Raw genomic sequence first — 1,663 nt, forward strand, 5'->3', positions numbered from 1 at the left:
TCCACCATGGCATGGCGGATGGGGCGGCCATCCTCGTCGCTCAGCCGGCCGGCCACGATGATCCGCTCGCCCATCGCATGACCCCGGCCGTTCTCCAGCACGGTCAGGTCCGTGATCTCCGGGTATCGCGCCGGGGTGAAGACCGGGCTGCTCGTCTCCGTCAGCGTGTGCGGCAGTTCCAGCAAGCGTTGCGTCGGGTAGCGCGCCTGCGTGCTGCCATAAGAAGGCGAGTTCAGCGGTGGCTGCGTCGCCAGAGCCGGCCGGCGATAACCATGCACAACCTCACTCATTGCATTCCCTCCATGGCCGCCAGGATCGCGTAGATCATCGGACGCGATGAACATCCGGCACCTGCGCCGCCATGGTTTCATCGGCTCAGCCGGCCATCAATCCTCGGAACTGGCGCTTTTCATAAGATAAGCCTATCGATCGGACCCATGTCGTCTCGACGCCTAGGCTACTTCGTGGCCGTCGCTCAGGAACTGCACGTGGGCCGGGCGGCGGAGGCGCTGGGCATGACCCAGCCCGCCCTGACCCAGCAGCTGCGCGTGCTGGAGACCGAGATCGGGGTCCCCCTCGTCCGCCGGGTAGGGCGGGGGATTGCCCTCACCGAGGCGGGGAGCGCCCTGCTGCCGGAGGCGAGGGCGGTGCTGGAGCAGGAGGCACATGCCAGGGCCGTCGCCCAGCGCGCAGGACGTGGCGAGGCGCAGATCCTCAACGTTGGGTATGTCAGCACCGCGATGTTGGAACCCGCCCTGCCGGAGCTGCTGTTCAGGTTCCGGGCGGAGGTCCCTGGAGTCGAGCTGCACCTGGAGGAGGCCGTGGTGGCTGACCAGCTCATCGGGCTGCAGAAGCAGAGGCTGGACGTGGCCATTGTGCGCGAGCCCGCGGGGCCGCTCCCCAGGGGCATCGGATCCCGGCCTTTTCAGGCTGGGCGACTGCTCGCGGCCGTGCCCTCGGGGGTGGCTGCCCGGCTCAGGAGGGAGGTGCGCCTGACGGATCTCGCAGAGTTCTCCTTCATCACGCTGAGGGATCCTGACGGGCTTGGCCTCGCCCACAGCGTCTGGAGTCTCTGCAGACGGGCGGGGTTTACGCCGACGATCAGCATGCGAGTGGCGGACGTAATGGGCGCGATGGGATTGATCGCTGCCGGATTCGGCGTGAGCCTCGTCCCAGACTCGCTCAGGCGAGTGAACCTTCACGGCGTAGAACTCCTAGAACTGGAGGAGCAGGAGGCCACGACCGGCCTCGCCATCCTACATGGCGCGGGCGAGCGCTCGGCTACGGTGCGGCGCTTCCTCCAGACTGCCTCGTCCGTGCGGAAGGCTTGATCGGGGCCTACCATCCGCGCGCCCAGCCACTTGCCCGGCTACAAGGGCCGGTGGGCTCAGGATGCTACCGGGCGAGCGATGGCGAGGGCACCGTCAACTTGCTGGCCTCTAGGCGACGAGGCTGGCTGATCGGCAGCGGGATCAAGGGCGATCAAGCCCGCGCGGCGACCCCGCTGATCTCGGACCACACCTCGAATGCGCGCGCCCTTGCGGTGCGGTAATCGCTGGCAGTGACGTGGTCGCGGCGAAGATGAAAGAGGTTGTTGATCCCGTCATGGGCGGAGAGGAAGCGCTGCGCCTGGCCGGCGGACTTGAACCGCTTCATCTGTCGT

Annotated in this window: 2 protein-coding genes and 1 pseudogene; 1 reads left to right on the forward strand and 2 read right to left on the reverse strand. The window is 67.5% G+C overall.

The genetic code is table 11. The features are described 5' to 3' along the window. Positions 1-290: peptidase associated/transthyretin-like domain-containing protein (locus ACO1BU_RS37190; protein WP_481133271.1), on the reverse strand; the 290-nt coding region annotated here is incomplete at its 3' end. Positions 291-437: 147 nt separating this feature from the next. On the opposite strand from ACO1BU_RS37190, the gene ACO1BU_RS37195 reads away from it, so the two are divergent. Beyond that, positions 438-1,331, forward strand: coding sequence for a LysR substrate-binding domain-containing protein (locus ACO1BU_RS37195; RefSeq protein WP_424140876.1), 894 nt, complete (start codon positions 438-440; stop codon positions 1,329-1,331). 151 nt (positions 1,332-1,482) lie between these two features. On the opposite strand, the pseudogene ACO1BU_RS37200 reads toward ACO1BU_RS37195, so the two are convergent. Beyond that, positions 1,483-1,663: pseudogene (locus ACO1BU_RS37200) on the reverse strand (IS6 family transposase); the annotation flags it as partial.

This window comes from Roseomonas chloroacetimidivorans, from assembly GCF_049629625.1.
Lineage (GTDB): Bacteria > Pseudomonadota > Alphaproteobacteria > Acetobacterales > Acetobacteraceae > Roseomonas > Roseomonas chloroacetimidivorans.

Excerpts from the sequence above, each read along its gene's own strand:
- ACO1BU_RS37195 (WP_424140876.1), top strand. The coding sequence starts at position 438 with ATGTCGTCTCGACGCCTAGGCTACTTCGTGGCCGTCGCTCAGGAACTG.